A 16,483-nucleotide genomic window follows, 5' to 3' on the forward strand; every position below is an offset into this window, starting at 1 on the left:
CGCTGAATTTCATTGGATTATCCTGCCCTTATTTAAACTGTTTGAGGAAACGAAGATCGTTTTCGAAGAAGGCGCGCAGATCGGTCACGCCGTAACGCAGCATGGTCAGACGCTCCATCCCCATGCCAAATGCGAAGCCGGAGTAGACTTCCGGATCGATGCCGACGTTGCGCAGCACGTTCGGGTGCACCATGCCGCAGCCCAGCACTTCCAGCCACTTGCCGTTTTTACCCATTACATCCACTTCTGCGGAGGGTTCGGTGAACGGGAAATAGGACGGACGGAAGCGGATCTGCAGATCTTCTTCGAAGAAGTTGCGCAGGAAATCGTGCAGCGTGCCCTTCAGGTTGGTGAAGTTGATGTCTTTATCAACGATCAGCCCTTCCATCTGGTGGAACATTGGGGTGTGGGTCTGATCGTAGTCGTTACGATAGACGCGGCCCGGCGCGATGATGCGAATCGGCGGCTGCTGGTTTTTCATGGTGCGGATCTGCACGCCGGAAGTCTGGGTGCGCAGCAGGCGGGTAGCGTCAAACCAGAAGGTGTCGTGATCGGCACGCGCCGGGTGATGACCCGGAATATTCAGGGCATCGAAGTTGTGGTAGTCATCTTCGATTTCCGGGCCGGTGGCCACGGTGAAGCCGAGTTCGCCAAAGAAGCTTTCGATGCGATCGATGGTACGGGTGACCGGGTGTAGGCCGCCATTCTCGGTACGACGACCCGGCAGGGAGACGTCGATGGTTTCCGCGGCAAGGCGTGCATTCAGGGCTGCGCTTTCGAGTTCGTTTTTGCGTGCGTTAAGCGCCTGCTGCACCTGCTCTTTCGCTTCGTTGATCACAGCGCCTGCTGCCGGACGTTCTTCCGCCGGCAGCTCACGCAGGGTGGTCATCTGAAGGGTAAGGTGCCCTTTTTTTCCCAGGTATTCGACGCGTACGTTATCTAACGCGGCAACATCCTGGGCATCGTTTATAGCTGCCGTTGCACTGGCAACCAGCTCTGCGAGATGTGGCATGGTTTTCCTCGTTATACCGGTTTGTCTCCCGGCGTAGTGGTTTTCATTCGTCATGTCGCACTGTTTTGACGCTGTGTTGCAGCAGGACAAAACAAAAAAGCCTCCGCGAGGGAGGCTTTTGGCGTGTTATTTTCCGTTTCTTTTCTTACGCGCAAAGCCCCCTGGTGTCAGGCGCTAAAGTAAAAAAAGAAGCGGAAAAGAGCAGCGTTCATGCTTGCAGTGACCTTGTTGATGTTGTTGATAACGCTATTGAAAGGTTCTACGGCTAAAAAGTCAATCTTCGCGGCGGGCGGAAATGAAAAGAGGGAGCAAGCTCCCTCTTCCACCGGCTTACGCCAGAGCTGCTTTCGCTTTTTCAACCAGTGCAGTGAATGCCACTTTGTCGAATACAGCGATGTCAGCCAGAATCTTACGGTCGATCTCAACAGACGCCTTTTTCAGGCCGTTGATGAACTTGCTGTAAGAGATACCGTTCTGACGTGCTGCTGCGTTGATACGCGCAATCCACAGCTGACGGAACTGACGCTTTTTCTGACGACGGTCACGATAAGCGTACTGGCCAGCTTTGATAACAGCCTGGAAAGCAACGCGGTAAACGCGTGAACGCGCACCGTAGTAGCCTTTGGCTTGTTTAAGGATTTTTTTGTGACGAGCACGTGCAATTACACCACGTTTTACGCGAGCCATTTAGCTCTCCTGTTCTATTCTGTAAAAAAGTTAAAAGTTAAACGACTTATGCGTACGGCAGGCACGCAATTACCAGACCCAGATCGCCTTTAGAAACCATGGCTTTCGGACGCAGGTGACGTTTACGCTTGGTAGCTTTTTTGGTCAGAATGTGACGCAGGTTAGCGTGCTTGTGCTTAAAACCACCTTTACCGGTTTTTTTAAAGCGCTTAGCAGCACCGCGTACGGTCTTGATTTTTGGCATTTTTTAACTTCCACTTCGCATTGTTAATAAATGAAACACAGGCGAACATCTCTGTGAGGCTTAACACCCCTCAGAGATGCTACTTGATGGCCTTATTGTTTCTTCTTCGGAGCGAGCACCATGATCATCTGGCGGCCTTCGATCTTCGATGGGAAGGATTCGACCACTGCCAGTTCAACCAGATCTTCTTTCACGCGATTAAGCACTTCCATACCGATCTGTTGGTGGGCCATCTCACGACCGCGGAAACGCAGTGTGATCTTGGCCTTATCGCCCTCTTCAAGAAAGCGAATCAGGCTGCGGAGTTTTACCTGATAGTCGCCTTCATCTGTGCCAGGACGGAACTTAATTTCCTTAACCTGGATAACCTTTTGCTTCTTCTTCTGTTCCTTAGAAGATTTGCTCTTTTCATAGAGGAATTTGCCGTAGTCCATAATACGGCAAACGGGCGGCTCGGCGTTAGGGCTAATTTCGACTAAGTCGACTCCGGCTTCTTCAGCTTTTTCCAGAGCTTCTCTCAGACTTACAATACCAAGCTGCTCGCCTTCCAGACCAGTTAAGCGAACTTCCTGGGCGCGAATTTCGCCATTGATACGATTTGGACGCGCCGTTTGAACTCGTTTTCCGCCTTTAATACCTTATTCCTCCAGTTGTTGAAGACTGCGGCTGCGAATTTCTTGTTGCAGCTTCGCGATCACGTCGTTTACGTCCATGCTTCCAAGGTCTTTACCGCGACGGGTGCGCACGGCAACTTTGCCTGCTTCAACCTCTTTATCGCCACAAACCAGCATATAAGGGACACGACGTAAAGTGTGCTCGCGGATTTTAAAGCCAATCTTCTCGTTTCTCAAGTCCGCTTTTACACGAATGCCCGCATTTTGTAGTTTACGGGTCAATTCGTTAACGTATTCAGACTGTGAATCGGTGATATTCATCACCACCACCTGTACCGGGGCGAGCCATGTCGGGAAGAAACCCGCAAACTCTTCAGTCAGAATACCGATAAAGCGTTCCATAGAGCCCAGAATCGCACGGTGGATCATCACCGGCACCTGACGCTCGTTGTTTTCGCCTACGTAGGATGCGCTCAGGCGGGACGGCAGCGAGAAGTCCAGCTGCACGGTACCACACTGCCATGCGCGATCCAGGCAGTCATAGAGGGTGAACTCAATTTTCGGGCCGTAGAACGCGCCCTCACCCGGCTGGTACTCGAAGGGAATGTTGTTCTCTTCAAGCGCCACCGCCAGATCCGCTTCGGCACGATCCCACATGTCGTCGCTGCCGATACGTTTCTCCGGACGGGTGGAGAGTTTCACCACAATTTTTTCAAAGCCGAAGGTGCTGTACATGTCATAAACCATGCGAATACAGCTGTTCACTTCGTCGCGCACCTGATCTTCAGTACAGAAGACGTGGGCATCATCCTGGGTAAAGCCACGTACACGCATCAGGCCATGCAGTGCGCCAGACGGTTCGTTACGGTGGCAGCTACCGAACTCAGCCATACGCAATGGCAGGTCGCGGTATGATTTTAGACCCTGATTGAAGATTTGCACGTGGCCCGGGCAGTTCATCGGCTTAATGCAGTATTCACGGTTCTCGGAAGAGGTGGTGAACATTGCATCTTTGTAGTTATCCCAGTGCCCGGTTTTTTCCCACAGCACACGGTCCATCATGAACGGACCCTTCACTTCCTGGTACTGGTACTCTTTGAGCTTGCTGCGCACGAAGGTTTCCAGCTCGCGGAAGATGGTCCAGCCGTCGTTGTGCCAGAACACCATACCCGGCGCTTCTTCCTGCATGTGGTAGAGATCGAGCTGCTTGCCAATTTTACGGTGGTCGCGCTTCGACGCTTCTTCCAGACGCTGCAGATAGGCGTTCAGGGCTTTTTTATCCGCCCACGCGGTGCCATAGATGCGCTGCAGCATTTTGTTGCTGCTGTCGCCGCGCCAGTAAGCACCGGCGGTTTTCATCAGTTTGAAGTGATGACAAAAACGCATGTTCGGCACGTGCGGACCGCGGCACATGTCGATGTATTCTTCGTGATGATACAGGCCCGGCTTGTCGTCCTGAGCGATGTTTTCATCAAGGATGGCGACCTTATAGCTCTCACCGCGGGACACGAAGGTCTCGCGCGCTTCCTGCCAGCTTACTTTCTTCTTGATAACGTCGTAGTTGGATTCCGCCAGCTCGTGCATACGCTTTTCAAGCTGGTCCAGATCGTCCTGCGTCAGGGTGTGCTCAAGATCGATATCGTAGTAGAAGCCGTTATCGATAACCGGACCAATCGCCATTTTGGTGTGCGGCCACAGCTGCTTGATGGCATGGCCCAGCAGATGCGCACAGGAGTGACGAATGATTTCCAGCCCTACTTCATCTTTCGCGGTGATGATAGCAAGCTGCGCGTCACGCTCGATGAGATCGCTGGCGTCAACCAGTTCACCGTCAACGCGGCCCGCGATACAGGCTTTTGCCAGGCCTGGACCGATGTCCATCGCAACATCCATGGGGCTGACTGCACGATCGTAATGGCGTTGGCTGCCATCAGGAAGAGTAATTACCGGCATGATAAATCCTTATTCACAGTGGTGACCCACACGAAAGATCACATATGACATTAATGAGAGTGTGTTTTCAGCAAGTGACGAAACCATCTAACCAACCGTTGTTAAATTGGTCCGCACTTAAAAAAATGAGGGCAGTTCCCTGCCCTTACGCGTAGGCCTATGGTAACACTAATAAAAGCAGGAATGCTATTTATCGCGACGCTCGCCTCGCTGTCTTCTCAGAAACAGGAGGCGATACACAACAAACATTTAGCGTGGAGGAAGGGTTGCAGCGCGACTGCGAGGCTGCGCGCACACTTTTTCTGCCGCGTGTTTGCCGGCAAGGAAGGCGTGGTCTGAGTTGTAGTACTCCCATTCGCTGTAGCGGCCCGCCAGGGTGATGTCATAGTGCTGGAGCCACTCCCGGGCCAGCGCAACGTTCTTTTCGCGGGCGTGATCGTAAATCACATAGGCGTAAGGAATATCCACCTGATTAGCCGTCAGGATAGCATCGTCCTCATTGATAATCCCGACGCTGATGCACTCGGCGATACAGCGGTCTGTCAGCGCCTGGCCATCCATCGGCAACGGCATTTTATCGGAGTAGCTGATCTCGCAGGTCAGGCCGCAGCCCCCCGGCGGGTTGCACCACGGGCTGGCGTTGCCCTGCACGAAAATGCGGTGAAAAATGGTCTCCTCGGGATAGTAAATCCAGTGCTTCTCGGTGAGATCCGCCCGGCCAACGCCGAGGTTTACGCAGCGTACCGAAGTATGCCGTAGCCCCTCTGCCGCGGCGGCAACCTCCGCCGGCACTTCACTCCCCGCCATGCGCAACAGGACCGGCAGCGGCAGCGTACTGATCAGCTGCTCATAGCGATAGCTGCGCCCGTCCGCCAGCACCGCAATATGCTCGCGTGGGAAGATCGCCGTCACCTCTGCGCCGGTCACCAGCGGCCCTTTCAGCAGCGGCAGAAAGCCGGACATCAGCGCCTGAAAGCCGCCGCGCAGCGGATAGCCAAAGCGGGCATTCGGCCCCACCGGCTTACCGGCTGGCGTCAGCGCCCCTTCGATGATCTGCCCCAGATCCGGGAGCGGCACGCGGCCGCCCAGCCATGAGGTCTCCATCTCGGTAAGCGGTACCTTCCACAGCTTGCGGTTGTAGGGAATAGCAAAATAGCGCGCAATGCCCGCCCCCCAGGTCTGATAAATAAAGGCCTCAAAGCTTGACGCGGCTTTATCGCGGGCCGTCAACACACAATCCCCGCCAGGTGCCACGCCGTCAGCGCAGCAGTCGTCCGGCTGAGAAGCGGACCTGTCGCCCGAAAGCGTAGCAGTGGTAGTGCCGCCGTAACGCGCCTCGACCGCGCCGAGGATGCACTCTTTAATCACCGGCGCAGGCAGGCCATGCAGTCGTAGATCACCAGCGAGGGCGTAAACGCGGCCAGCAACGGCAGCGCCATCGGCGTGTAGAACCAGACCACCGCATCGGGGTGCTCATCGCCCAGCGCTCCCAGCAGCGGCAGCAGGCCCGCAATCTGTTCATCGTGAAAACCGGGCGCTGCCACGTCGGTGTGCGGGCAGATAACCGTTACGCCGGGCGCAGGCGCGCTTCGGTGTAACCCCGGCGGCCCGGCTTCATACACCGGCTCCTCGATAAAGATCACCTGATAGTAGCCGGCAAGACGGGACAGCAGATGCTGCGGACGCTGATAAACAAAATCCCAGCGCAGATGGCTGAACACGATAAGCGTTTTCATAGGTTGCTCCTTTCCCGTCTGACAGGAACTCAACTGCAGGTGAAATAGCGAGAGGGTGTGCTGCGCCCTGCGCAATGCGTGCGCGTAAGGTAGACAGAGGGTGCGGGCCAGCGGATCGGGGCCAGCGTGACGCGGCTCCCACAGGCCGCTGCGATGCCAGTGCGCACCGTGGTCCCAGTCGGGACGGTCAACAATGGGATAGAGGCAGATGCCAGCGATCTCCGCGCCGTTTAACTGCGCCTGGGCCACGTCGCTGGCGACAGCGGTGATCCACGCCCCGCGCCCGCTGCCGACGTGGCTGGTTTCTGCCACCAGCAACGGACGTTGAAAGCGCTGGTGAAGGTCGCTCAACATGACGTGGAACGGCCGTCGTCGCCGATCGCCAAGATGCCAGTAAAGCCGCTGCTGGCCCGGAGCCTGCCACTGGTTGTCGTGGTAGTAGTTCACGCCAATCATATCAAGAATTTGCGGCTGTCCGCCCAGCTCCGGGGCGCGCAGGCCGGCCAGCATCTCCCAGGCCTCAAACTGGGCCTCATGCTGAGTGTCAGCGTGATGCTGGCTCTGCGCCTCGCCGTCAGGCGTGACAAAAATCAGCGGATCGCAGTGCAGGAAACGCGCCCGCGGATCGGCCTGGCTAATGGCAGCGCAGGCCGCCAGCGCGGCGCGCACCAGCTGATGCTTGAACAGCGTACCCGAGGCCTCGTGCAGCGGCTCACCGGCGGGAAAATAGCCCACGGCCAGCGCCCAGCTGGTAAAGGAGATTTCGTTGATCGGTGAATAGACCGGCGGCTCGTCATACCAGGGCGCGAGATAACGCGCCACCGCGCCGCAAAAGCGGGCGAATCGCGGCACAAACGCAGCATCGAGCAGCGGGAGCCCGGCGGGCCAGCCATAGTGCAGCAGCGTCCAGCAGATCTGGATGTCGTGCGCTTTCGCCGCCAGCATTCGCGCCCGGATATGGCTGAAATCGTAACCTCCGTCACGCTCGGTGATGCGCCAACCCGCACTCTCCCGCACCGTGGCCATGGCCCAGGGCGACAGTGCCGCATAGTCTTCAGCCGCCCGCGTCAGATGACCGGTCGCGTCATTCATCGAAAGCGCGACTCCCTGCGCATTAATGTGGTCCGCGCCCTCGAACCCGGCTTGCCAGTAACTGCGAAACGGCACAGGCATCCCCTCCTTGCGGCACGGGCAACCCGTGCCGGACAAAGCGTGTAGAGGAATATCTCGCTCTTTCTGTGGGTGAAGCTCTGGTATTCCGGCAGAAGAGTGGTGAAGAGATAAGGCTCGAATAACGCTGGACGTGGCCGGGAACGACCAGAGCTAAGTAACGTTTCCGTCCAGAAATAATTAACCTTGCTTATCAAAGCATGGCGCACTGCCGCAGGGTTTACCAGCGTAGCGACAGCATTTTGAAGCGGGCCGCAACTAAATCACTCATTCATATGTGGTTATTAATGGTAGCCTGAAGCGTTGGGCGCAGTACCGGGCGTGCGCCGTGTTTAACAAATAAATAGTGCTTACTATTTCGCAAGCGAGGCATCAACGGCGATCGCCCCGGGCCTGATCAGAGTCACCAGACTGAAACTCTGTTAGCGCGAGGGAAGTATTATTTCCCAGGGCAATTGTTAAAATAGTTGTGCCTGACGCTGCCGTTTGTACAAATATTCCGTCCCGAGCGGCTTGATCTCACACTATTTTTTTGAATTAAGAATTGTCTTATAAGGAAAACTTAACTATCCGCTGGGTTTCATTGAAAACCTGCTATTCTTGTTCATGCATTAGAAATTAATACTCAGGGAGAACAGTTTCGATGGATCGAATAAATATCAATAATGCACACATTATTAATTCGCCAGAATATGATTACTGGCCATGCAGAAATGCATTTCCTGATATGCAACGAGGGCAATGATGACTTTCGCCGAGAATTATCATGACTGGCTGTGCGATGCGCACGCTATGGAAAAGCAGGCTGAGAAAATGCTCACAGCTATGGCCGAGCGCATTGAGCATTACCCGCAATTTCAGCAGCGTATTACTCAGCATTTGACAGAAACGCAGCATCAGCTTTCACTGCTCGAGGAAATACTCGATCGCAACAATGTTTCCCGCTCCTTAATTAAGGACACCTTCAGCAAACTTGAAGCGCTGGGTATGTCGCTGGGAAGTAAACTCGCCTCGGATGAAATAGTTAAGCTGGCTATTAGCAGCTACGTTTTCGAGCAATTAGAAATTGCCAGCTACACCGCCCTGATTAGCGCAGCTAAGCTTGCTGGTGATAATGCGGCGATACCGGTTTTCGAATCTATTCTGAAACAGGAAGTGGCCATGGCTGAATGGGCTTTGGTGCATCTTCCTGACGTCAGCGAACAGTTTCTTCAACGCGCAGCGGCACCCGGTGCCGAGGCAAAAAAATAACCGTTCTCCCATCACTACTATGAGGGTTTGATGATGTTTATGACCATTACACACCAGACGTTCATCGATCCGGTACGCGGCGCAGAATCAGGAACTTCCCTGCCTGCCCACGATCGGAAATCGCCGACCCGTCGCGGCGAACAGAAATAGTTTATCCCCTGAATCGTGATGCTGGTTTTGCCCTGCCCTCTCTCCGGCGGGGCTTTTTTATAGGCATAATAAAGGGGCTGCACGCCCCTTTATTTATTATCAGAAAACCGCTTTTATATTTTTCCTCTCCCTCAGCAGCCACTCCCGTGATTTATATATCGCACCACCGGAACGCAACATCAGACAAACTCTGTTCCCCACTACCATCGGAATGAATTTACCATGAACTTCACCTTTCACATGTGAAAACCAGGTTCTCATTGTCTTCTCCTTAGTAGTAAACGCGAATATCTGCGGTTTCGATAATAATATTATTACAACATGAATTTACTGACAAATATCACCAAGTAAGAATAATCCCAAACGAATTAAATTAATAGTCACTCCGCCTCTCAGCGTTGCTATATATCATTTCGCAGCTAAACTTTATTCTGCGACGGCGATATTTCCGACGCTTTTGCTGAGCATGGATAATTTACAGGAGAAACAAAATGGCACAACATCGTGGTGGTTCCGGTAATTTTGCTGAAGATCGTGAGCGTGCATCCGCAGCAGGCCGTAAAGGTGGCCAGAACAGCGGCGGCAACTTCAAAAATAACCCTGAGCGCGCCTCGGAAGCGGGCCGCAAAGGTGGGAAGAACAGCCACGGCGGCGGTCGCAAGCCCAGCTAAATAGCGGACAATCCGTCCGGTAAAAAGAGCAAATTTGCCTGGCGAATTTGCTCTTTTTTACGTTACGGCATTACGTTACGGCACAGACCAGCGCAATGAATAATTAATAATAATAATGATTAGCACCGATAGGTATCAATGTGTACAGGCTATGACCACCGGCGCAAAGCGTTTAACAGGCATAAAAAAACCGGAACAGCAAAATCCGGTTTTTTAATTAATTGCATAATTTACGCGGCGGGGAATTAATACCATTCACCTGCAACCAGGGTGTGCGGATTAAACGCATCATCCATGGTTTTACCAGTGGATTGCGTACCCGGAACGATATTTGAACCGGCTTCGATATCACTGACCTGCCAGCTGGCGGCCGGGGTGGTTTGAATCGTAGTCTGAGCTGGCGCGGCAAAGGCACCGAAGGAAAGCGTGCCGAGAAGGGCCGCTACCGCCGTAATGGTTAATTTTTTCATGACGTTATTCTCTTTTCTGGAGTAACAAAAGGCATACTTCGCCTGTAGATAAATTGTAGATCCAGATCACATTTCTTAACAGTCAATTTATTTGTCGAAAGGTGTCAAAGAAACTGAAGTTATTGCAGGTTACGGAATTGTGAGGGAATTATTTGGGCGGTAAACCGAAAGCAGGATAATAGCAGCACAAACAGACTATTCAGCGCTACGCAATAATAAGGCCGGGAAGAACCCCCGGCCTTATTTATTACATGGTGTAGCCGAGCGACACGGTAGTGCGGCGATCGGTGTGATCCGGTGCAGAAGATGGTGGCTCAGAGTTCCACGTCAGGTTATAGGCGACTTTGAGACCGAAATGGTCGTTAATCGCCACGTTGAGCGCGGTTTCAGAGTTAACGGTGGTGTCATCAGCACCGAAGACGGAAACGCCCTGAGTGAATTTCGCGTTGTCAGAGAACTGCCAGGCATACGTGCCGGACGCGTACCCTAACCCCTGGGTTTTATCTTCGCCGTTGGTGAATTCGTCGTAACGCACACCCGGACCGAATTCCAGACGCAGGCTGTGCACCGGACCGTTGAGGATCTGGCGACCATAACCGAGGGTAGCGACATCACGCTGACGATAGCCGTTGTAGCGGTCGGTCAGCCAGCTGCCCTGGCCGAACAGGTAATCGCGATCGTTAACGTTGATGCGCGAACGCGCGCCCGCTGCATATTTCTCAGAGGAGCGTTCATCGTTGGAAGAGGTATTGCTGGCATTGCCCCACAGCGACCAGGCGGTGGTTTCGCCGTACCAGGTCATCTGAGTGTCAGCGGTCAGTGACGAACTTTCAGTATTGCCAGACTGTGCCTGATAACCGGCATGCAGGTTGCCTTCGAAAGGTTTTTTAGCGCTGGTTGGATCATCCATGACAGTAAAAACGGAATCATCGGCATACGCAGATTGCGCCGCAATCATGCCTCCCGCAAGCATCATCGCTACGGGTACTGTCTTTAAAAGCTTCATTTATCAAGTCCGTACAACAAAAAAAAGAGACCGACACGGTCCCGGAATCTTTACTACGAATCAATAACTTCAGTGCCGCGTAAAGGTAACAAATTATAAAAAGGCCGCATTAACATAGCAATGAATTCCTGTTTCGTTTTTTGAATAAGAAGCCTCTCAAACTCGCATTAAATGAATAACTCTTTAGCGCGGATGACGCGCAATATTAATTTAATTATCAGCCGGTTATTTCTGCTGGATTGATAATCGGCTGCTACGCTTAGGACAGCTCATTCGCACAGGAGGGAATATGGTACGTATTTATACGCTTACGCTCGCCCCGTCGCTTGATAGCGCCACCATCACGCCGCAGATCTACCCCGAAGGTAAGCTGCGCTGCACCGCACCGGTGTTTGAACCGGGCGGCGGCGGCATCAACGTTGCGCGCGCTATTGCTCACCTCGGCGGCAAAGCCACCGCGATCTTCCCGGCAGGCGGTGCCACCGGGGAACATCTTACCGCCCTGCTGCTTGATGAGCAGGTCTCCGCTGACACCGTAAAAACCCAGGACTGGACGCGCCAGAATCTGCATGTCCACGTCGAGTCAGGCAGCGAACAGTATCGCTTCGTGATGCCCGGTGCGGCGCTGAGCGACAACGAATTCCGCCAGCTGGAAGAGAAAGTGCTCGGTGTTGAGTCCGGCTCGATACTGGTGATAAGCGGCAGCCTGCCGCCCGGCGTGGACGTGAAGAAGCTGACCCAGCTGATTCAGGCGGCTCAGCAACGGGGGCTGCGCATTATCGTCGACAGCTCCGGCGAGGCGCTCGCCGCCGCACTTGAGGTCGGCGGCCTGGAACTGGTGAAGCCCAACCAGAAAGAGCTGAGCGGCCTGGTGAAACGCGACCTCGACGAGCCGGATGCTGTGCGTCAGGCCGCCATCGACCTGGTGAAAAGCGGTAAAGTGCGGCGCGTCGTGGTGTCACTTGGCCCGCAGGGCGCGCTGGCGGTCGATGGTGACAACTGCGTACAGGTGGTTCCGCCGCCGATGAAGAGCCAGAGTACCGTTGGCGCGGGCGACAGCATGGTCGGTGCCATGACGCTGAAGCTGGCGCAGGACGCTTCGCTTGAGGAGATGACGCGCTACGGCGTCGCCGCGGGCAGCGCCGCCACCATCAATAAAGGTACGCGACTGTGCGCCCGGGAAGATACCGATAAGATCTTCGCCTGGCTTAACCGCTAACCCGCGCTCGCGGGTGATTTCCCGCGTTTCGACTATGCTAAAAAACGTTCGCGAACAATGAGGTGATGCATGAGCAGCGATGATATTAAGCGTTTTGTGGTAACGATTACCGGGGGCGATCGCAGCCTGACCGATATCAACGAGCTGACCAACGCCATGACGCGCGGCGGGTTCGCCCTTACCGTGGCGGACGACGATGGCAAAGTACATGAGCTGGGTCCGCTAACGTTCAGCATCCTCGGCACGCTGGATGCCGATGAGGTAAAAAGCCTGGCCGAAGGGCTGGGCGAGTCGGCCCTGGATACCAGGCCAGACGTTGAGGTGACGCCGCTGGAGCAGTGGTTTAGCGAGAACGCCTCCCGCTAAGCACCAGCGGCTCCCGCCGGGTGCAGCGCTGATGAAGCGCTGCGTCAGCCAGACCATCTGTGGAGAGACATTATGTGGCAAGCCATTAGTCGTCTGTTACACGAGCAGTTCGGTGAGGGAGAGATCGAACAACGCACTGAGCTTCCCGGCGGGGAGATCCACGCCGCCTGGCGTATCCGCTATGCCGGACATGAGATTTTTGTGAAGTGCGACGAGCGGGAGCTGCTGCCGATCTTCACTGCCGAAGCCGACCAGCTTGAATTATTGTCGCGCAGTCACACCGTGACGGTGCCGCAGGTCTACGGCGTCGGCAGCGATCGCGACTACAGCTTTGTGCTTCAGGAGTACCTTGCTCCGCGTCCGCTGGACGCCCACAACGCCTTTCTGCTGGGGCAGCAGCTGGCACGGCTTCACCAGTGGAGCGACCAGCCGCAGTTTGGCCTCGACTTTGATAACGACCTCTCTACCACCCCGCAGCCCAATGCCTGGCAACGCCGCTGGTCCACCTTTTTTGCTGAACAGCGCATCGGCTGGCAGCTTGAGCTGGCGGCAGAGCGCGGTCTCGATTTTGGCGACATCGATCAGATAGTTGATGCGGTACAGCAGCAGCTCTCGTCGCATCAGCCACCGCCGTCGCTGCTGCACGGCGATCTGTGGTCCGGCAACTGCGCCCTCGGCCCGCATGGCCCCTATATCTTCGATCCGGCCTGTTACTGGGGCGATCGCGAGTGCGACCTGGCGATGCTGCCGCTGCACAGTGACCAGCCGCCGCAGATCTATGACGGCTACCAGTCCGTTGCCCCGCTGCCGGCGGGTTTTCTGGAGCGACAGCCGCTGTATCAGCTGTATACCCTGCTCAACCGCGCCATTCTGTTTGGCGGCGAGCATCTGATGGTGGCGCAGCGCGCGATGGAACGGGTACTGGCGGTGTAATACCGCCAGCAGGCTCAGATAAAGCCGAGCAGGGAGAAGCAGAGGTAACCCAGCACGATAACGATGACGGGCAGCACATAGAGCGGGAAGATCTGCAGGAAGATGGTGTGGCGCGGCACCATGATTTTGCTTTCGAGCTGTTCGCGACTCAGGCCGTCTGCCCCTTTTGCGCGCTCAAGGATCAGCTGATCCTCTACCCCTTCACGCAGGAACTTCGCCTGACGGCTCATGCGCGCCCCGGACGCCTGCAGCGCCAGACCAACAAAGATCAGCGCAAAGATGACCCAGAACATCAGGTTCAGGGAGCGACCAAAATCCGGGGTCGGCGAGTTGAACCAGAACAGATTCAGGAACGGGGTATTAAAACGCATCATGTCGATCATCACATGAGCAAAATCGAGCATGACCGCATTGATACCTGCCTGCTTCTCGCTGTGCGCGTACATATACTTCAGTACGGAAATCAGGGTTGAAAGCAGCGATGGAATGAAAATCACCCAACCGGCAATGCGCTTCAGGATGGCGATGCGTCCAGCTTGTTGATACGTCATTGGTTCCCCTTGATAAAGACGCCTTGATTCAGCGTTAAGTCTACCTGCTCGCACCTGATTTCGCCTGTTCTTTCATGCCGTTTGATCGCGCAGGCGTTATGTGTCAGTTTTAGCGCAGTGCATTTTCCCCTTCATTACAGGAGTAGTCGATGACCCCTTCTCGTCAGATCCTCGCCGCAATTTTCGATATGGATGGTTTGCTGATTGACTCTGAGCCGCTGTGGGACCAGGCCGAGCTGGAGGTGATGGCAAGCCTGGGCGTAGATATTTCCCGCCGTGACGAGCTGCCCGATACTCTCGGTCTGCGCATCGATATGGTGGTGGATCTCTGGTTCGCCCAGCAGCCGTGGAACGGGCCGGACAACGCGGAAGTTACGCAACGTATTATCAGTCGCACATTAACGCTGGTGGAAGAGAAACAGCCGCTGCTGCCCGGCGTACTGGCCGCAGTGCAGCTGTGTAAAGCCCAGGGGCTGAAAGTGGGCCTGGCGTCGGCCTCGCCACTGCACATGCTGGAGCGCGTGCTGGCGATGTTCGATCTGCGTGACTATTTCGATGCCCTCGCATCGGCAGAGCATCTGCCTTACAGTAAGCCGCATCCACAGGTGTATCTGGATGCCGCCGCGAAGCTTGGCGTTGACCCGCTCACCTGCGTCACGCTGGAAGATTCGGTCAACGGCATGATTGCTGCCAAAGCGGCGCGGATGCGCTCCATCGTGGTGCCGGCGCACGAGAACCGCGCAGACACGCGCTGGGCGCTGGCGAACGTCAAGCTCGACTCACTGGAAGCGCTGCGCCCTGAGCATCTGCTGGGCTAATCCTGCCGGGCGCGATAAGCGCCCGTTAACCGTCATTTGGTGACGCCATTCCGCTTTCTGAAACCTCGTTTCAGTTTAATTTGAGTTTTCATACCGCCCTGCCTAAGCTCATCTCATCCGGGACGGCGTTGCCGTTTCTTACTGAGTGAAAACGAGGAAGCGATGATGGGTGATGCCTTCAACCTGGCCGGGAAAGTGGCCATCGTCACCGGGTGCGATACCGGGCTGGGACAGGGAATGACGCTGGGTCTTGCCGGGGCCGGGTGCGATATTGTGGCGGTAACCCGCAAAACGCCCACAGAGACGCAGCAGAAAGTCCAGGCTCTGGGACGCCGCTTCACGGCAGTGCAGGCCGATCTTGGCACCCTTGAGCCCGTCGAGCGCATCATCAGCCACGCGCTGGATACCTTCGGTAAGGTGGATATTCTGGTGAATAACGCCGGCACCATCCGCCGGGCCGATGCCATTGATTTCAGCGAGCAGGACTGGGATGAAGTCATCGATCTCAACCTGAAGTCGCTGTTCTTCCTCTCTCAGGCGGTGGCAAAACAGTTCATCAGCCAGGGCAGCGGCGGCAAAATCATCAATATTGCCTCCATGCTCTCATTCCAGGGCGGAATACGCGTTCCCTCTTACACCGCCTCCAAAAGCGGGGTGCTGGGCCTCACGCGCCTGCTGGCCAATGAATGGGCGCCGCACCATATCAACGTCAACGCTATCGCGCCGGGTTACATGGCTACCAACAATACCCAGGCGCTGCGTGAGGATGCGGAGCGCAATCAGCAGATCCTCGACCGTATCCCCGCAGGCCGCTGGGGCACGCCCGAGGATCTCGCCGGACCGGTGGTGTTTCTCGCCTCGGGCGCGTCGGATTATGTCAACGGCTATACCCTGGCGGTGGACGGCGGCTGGCTGGCGCGTTAAACGTCACTAAAGGTAAATTGTTACACCGTCACTACTTCCGTCTACTGTATAAAAACCCTATACTGGATGAATCGACAGCTCCAGCGGGTTTTATCATGACGGCGGAAGGCCATCTGCTTTTTTCTATTGCCAGTGCGGTGTTTGCCAAAAATGCCGAACTCACGCCGGTGCTCGCGGATGGCGACTGGTGGCATATTATTCCGTCTGCCATTCTCACCTGTCTGCTGCCGGACATCGACCACCCGAAGTCGTTTCTCGGGCAGCGCCTGAAATGGGTGTCAAAACCCATCGCCCGGGCGTTTGGTCATCGCGGTTTTACCCACAGCCTGTTGGCGGTGTTTGCGGTGCTGACCTTCTTCTATTTACAGGTACCGGAAACCTGGGTCGTACCGCCGGATGCGATTCAGGGCATGGTGGTGGGTTATCTCAGCCACATCGCCGCCGATATGATTACTCCCGCCGGCGTACCGCTGCTGTGGCCCTGCCGCTGGCGCTTCCGCCTGCCGTTACTGATGCCGCAAAAAGGGAACCAGCTGGAGCGCGTGCTGTGCATGGCCTTCTTTGCCTTTGCCATCTGGATGCCGCAGGGGCTGCCGGAAAACAGCGTCATCCGCGCCTCGTCTCAGCTGATCAACTCGCTGCAAAACGGCTTTAACCGCTTTATTTCTCCTCACTCCGGTCAATAAGCAAACAAAACACGTCTTTTTG

19 protein-coding genes and 1 other annotated feature are annotated in these 16,483 nt (G+C 55.4%); of the genes, 8 read left to right on the forward strand and 11 right to left on the reverse strand.

Annotation, left to right across the window (positions count from 1 at the left end; all coding sequences use genetic code 11):
- Nucleotides 1-28 precede the first annotated feature (28 nt).
- The 8 genes from pheS to ET34_RS23115 all read right to left on the reverse strand — a co-directional run bounded on the left by pheS (nucleotide 29) and on the right by ET34_RS23115 (nucleotide 7,413).
- Entirely contained in the window at nucleotides 29-1,012 is a 984-nt protein-coding gene (pheS, locus tag ET34_RS0104315) for a phenylalanine--tRNA ligase subunit alpha (protein WP_031519782.1), read from the reverse strand.
- A 90-nt stretch (nucleotides 1,013-1,102) separates the two neighbouring features.
- Nucleotides 1,103-1,229, reverse strand: a sequence feature (Phe leader region).
- Nucleotides 1,180-1,224 (reverse strand): pheST operon leader peptide PheM, encoded by a 45-nt coding sequence (gene pheM, locus ET34_RS22830; RefSeq protein ID WP_201770422.1) that lies wholly within the window; start codon nucleotides 1,222-1,224, stop codon nucleotides 1,180-1,182. It overlaps the preceding feature by 45 nt.
- A gap of 113 nt (nucleotides 1,230-1,342) precedes the next feature.
- Nucleotides 1,343-1,699, reverse strand: coding sequence for a 50S ribosomal protein L20 (rplT, locus tag ET34_RS0104325; RefSeq protein WP_013366084.1), 357 nt, complete (start codon nucleotides 1,697-1,699; stop codon nucleotides 1,343-1,345).
- A 46-nt stretch (nucleotides 1,700-1,745) separates the two neighbouring features.
- The gene (rpmI, locus tag ET34_RS0104330) at nucleotides 1,746-1,943 is read right to left on the reverse strand and encodes a 50S ribosomal protein L35 (RefSeq protein ID WP_001124225.1); all 198 of its coding nucleotides are present in this window, start codon (nucleotides 1,941-1,943) and stop codon (nucleotides 1,746-1,748) included.
- Nucleotides 1,944-2,035: 92 nt separating this feature from the next.
- Nucleotides 2,036-2,578 (reverse strand): translation initiation factor IF-3, encoded by a 543-nt coding sequence (infC, locus tag ET34_RS0104335; RefSeq protein ID WP_072001962.1) that lies wholly within the window; start codon nucleotides 2,576-2,578, stop codon nucleotides 2,036-2,038.
- A 3-nt stretch (nucleotides 2,579-2,581) separates the two neighbouring features.
- Complete coding sequence (gene thrS / locus ET34_RS0104340) at nucleotides 2,582-4,510, reverse strand: threonine--tRNA ligase (RefSeq protein WP_031519786.1); 1,929 nt, start codon at nucleotides 4,508-4,510, stop codon at nucleotides 2,582-2,584.
- A gap of 249 nt (nucleotides 4,511-4,759) precedes the next feature.
- Nucleotides 4,760-5,878, reverse strand: a complete 1,119-nt coding sequence (locus ET34_RS23110; RefSeq protein WP_051640470.1) for a protoporphyrinogen/coproporphyrinogen oxidase — start codon at nucleotides 5,876-5,878, stop codon at nucleotides 4,760-4,762.
- Nucleotides 5,875-7,413, reverse strand: a complete 1,539-nt coding sequence (locus ET34_RS23115) for a glycosyltransferase family protein (RefSeq protein ID WP_330217933.1) — start codon at nucleotides 7,411-7,413, stop codon at nucleotides 5,875-5,877. The genes ET34_RS23110 and ET34_RS23115 overlap by 4 nt, the downstream gene beginning before the upstream one ends.
- A gap of 747 nt (nucleotides 7,414-8,160) precedes the next feature.
- Here ET34_RS23115 and ET34_RS0104350 point away from each other — a divergent pair.
- Both ET34_RS0104350 and ET34_RS0104365 read left to right on the forward strand, forming a co-directional pair.
- The gene (locus ET34_RS0104350) at nucleotides 8,161-8,667 is read left to right on the forward strand and encodes a ferritin-like domain-containing protein (RefSeq protein WP_031519788.1); all 507 of its coding nucleotides are present in this window, start codon (nucleotides 8,161-8,163) and stop codon (nucleotides 8,665-8,667) included.
- A 641-nt stretch (nucleotides 8,668-9,308) separates the two neighbouring features.
- Nucleotides 9,309-9,488 (forward strand): con-10 family general stress protein, encoded by a 180-nt coding sequence (locus ET34_RS0104365; RefSeq protein ID WP_024548692.1) that lies wholly within the window; start codon nucleotides 9,309-9,311, stop codon nucleotides 9,486-9,488.
- Nucleotides 9,489-9,733: 245 nt separating this feature from the next.
- Here ET34_RS0104365 and ET34_RS0104370 read toward each other — a convergent pair whose 3' ends face one another.
- Nucleotides 9,734-9,958, reverse strand: a complete 225-nt coding sequence (locus tag ET34_RS0104370) for a hypothetical protein (RefSeq protein ID WP_031519790.1) — start codon at nucleotides 9,956-9,958, stop codon at nucleotides 9,734-9,736.
- 247 nt (nucleotides 9,959-10,205) lie between these two features.
- Complete coding sequence (locus ET34_RS0104375; RefSeq protein ID WP_031519791.1) at nucleotides 10,206-10,964, reverse strand: DUF481 domain-containing protein; 759 nt, start codon at nucleotides 10,962-10,964, stop codon at nucleotides 10,206-10,208.
- Nucleotides 10,965-11,253: 289 nt separating this feature from the next.
- On the opposite strand from ET34_RS0104375, the gene pfkB reads away from it, so the two are divergent.
- The 3 genes from pfkB to ET34_RS0104390 all read left to right on the forward strand — a co-directional run bounded on the left by pfkB (nucleotide 11,254) and on the right by ET34_RS0104390 (nucleotide 13,482).
- Complete coding sequence (gene pfkB / locus ET34_RS0104380) at nucleotides 11,254-12,183, forward strand: 6-phosphofructokinase II (RefSeq protein ID WP_031519793.1); 930 nt, start codon at nucleotides 11,254-11,256, stop codon at nucleotides 12,181-12,183.
- Nucleotides 12,184-12,252: 69 nt separating this feature from the next.
- Nucleotides 12,253-12,549: a type V toxin-antitoxin system endoribonuclease antitoxin GhoS gene (gene ghoS, locus ET34_RS0104385; protein WP_031519794.1), complete on the forward strand. Its 297-nt coding sequence runs from the start codon at nucleotides 12,253-12,255 to the stop codon at nucleotides 12,547-12,549.
- A gap of 72 nt (nucleotides 12,550-12,621) precedes the next feature.
- On the forward strand, nucleotides 12,622-13,482 hold the full coding sequence (locus tag ET34_RS0104390; protein WP_031519796.1) for a fructosamine kinase family protein: 861 nt from the start codon (nucleotides 12,622-12,624) through the stop codon (nucleotides 13,480-13,482).
- 14 nt (nucleotides 13,483-13,496) lie between these two features.
- On the opposite strand, the gene ET34_RS0104395 is transcribed toward ET34_RS0104390, so the two are convergent.
- Complete coding sequence (locus ET34_RS0104395) at nucleotides 13,497-14,033, reverse strand: YniB family protein (protein ID WP_031519798.1); 537 nt, start codon at nucleotides 14,031-14,033, stop codon at nucleotides 13,497-13,499.
- Between the two features lie 149 nt (nucleotides 14,034-14,182).
- Between ET34_RS0104395 and hxpB the strand changes: the two genes are divergently transcribed.
- From hxpB to ET34_RS0104410, 3 genes are all read left to right on the forward strand, one after another.
- Nucleotides 14,183-14,851, forward strand: coding sequence for a hexitol phosphatase HxpB (hxpB, locus tag ET34_RS0104400; protein ID WP_031519799.1), 669 nt, complete (start codon nucleotides 14,183-14,185; stop codon nucleotides 14,849-14,851).
- Between the two features lie 162 nt (nucleotides 14,852-15,013).
- Nucleotides 15,014-15,775, forward strand: coding sequence for a 2-dehydro-3-deoxy-D-gluconate 5-dehydrogenase KduD (gene kduD / locus ET34_RS0104405; RefSeq protein ID WP_031519801.1), 762 nt, complete (start codon nucleotides 15,014-15,016; stop codon nucleotides 15,773-15,775).
- A gap of 95 nt (nucleotides 15,776-15,870) precedes the next feature.
- The gene (locus ET34_RS0104410) at nucleotides 15,871-16,461 is read left to right on the forward strand and encodes a metal-dependent hydrolase (protein WP_031519803.1); all 591 of its coding nucleotides are present in this window, start codon (nucleotides 15,871-15,873) and stop codon (nucleotides 16,459-16,461) included.
- The last annotated feature ends 22 nt before the right edge of the window (nucleotides 16,462-16,483 follow it).

The sequence above is a fragment of the Siccibacter colletis genome (genome assembly GCF_000696575.1).
In the GTDB taxonomy this organism is placed as follows: Bacteria; Pseudomonadota; Gammaproteobacteria; order Enterobacterales; family Enterobacteriaceae; genus Siccibacter; species Siccibacter colletis.